Raw genomic sequence first — 725 nt, forward strand, 5'->3', positions numbered from 1 at the left:
CCTGCTGGGTTGTTAAATGAGAACAATCTCGGTTCCAGCTCTTGCATGCTGTAGCCACATTGCGGACAAGCGAAGTTCGCGGAAAAGATGATTTCTTCCCCATCGCCATCCATCGGAGCAATCACCGCAATACCACCAGAAAGCTCTAGCGTCGTCTCAAATGACTCTGCTAAACGTTGTTGCAGATCTGGGCGAACTTTGAATCGGTCGACCACGACTTCAATGGTGTGTTTTTTGTGTAGCTCCAGTGTTGGAGGATCTGAAAGATCGCAAGTTTCGCCGTCAATACGCGCTCGAATAAAACCTTGTGCGGCAAGGTTTTCTAGTGTTTTTACATGCTCACCTTTGCGCTCTTTTACGATTGGAGCAAGCAGCATCATTTTGCTGCCTTCTGGCAGTTCCAATACTTTATCCACCATCTGGCTGACAGTTTGTGCGGCTAATGGGGCGTGGTGAGTAGGACAGCGTGGTTCACCAACACGAGCGTAAAGCAGACGTAAGTAGTCGTAAACTTCGGTGATGGTACCGACGGTTGAGCGAGGGTTATGAGATGTCGATTTTTGTTCAATAGAAATCGCCGGTGATAAACCTTCGATATGGTCGACATCTGGTTTTTCCATAAGAGACAAAAACTGACGAGCATAAGCAGACAGTGATTCGACATAACGTCGTTGGCCTTCTGCATATAAGGTATCGAATGCGAGAGAGGACTTACCGGAGCCGCT

At 47.9% G+C, this 725-nt stretch carries 1 pseudogene; it reads right to left on the reverse strand.

Annotated features, from left to right (window positions below):
* Positions 1-725 (reverse strand): annotated as a pseudogene (locus tag R7Q11_RS26170) (excinuclease ABC subunit UvrA); the annotation flags it as partial.

It is taken from the genome of Vibrio sp. 970 (assembly GCF_033339075.1).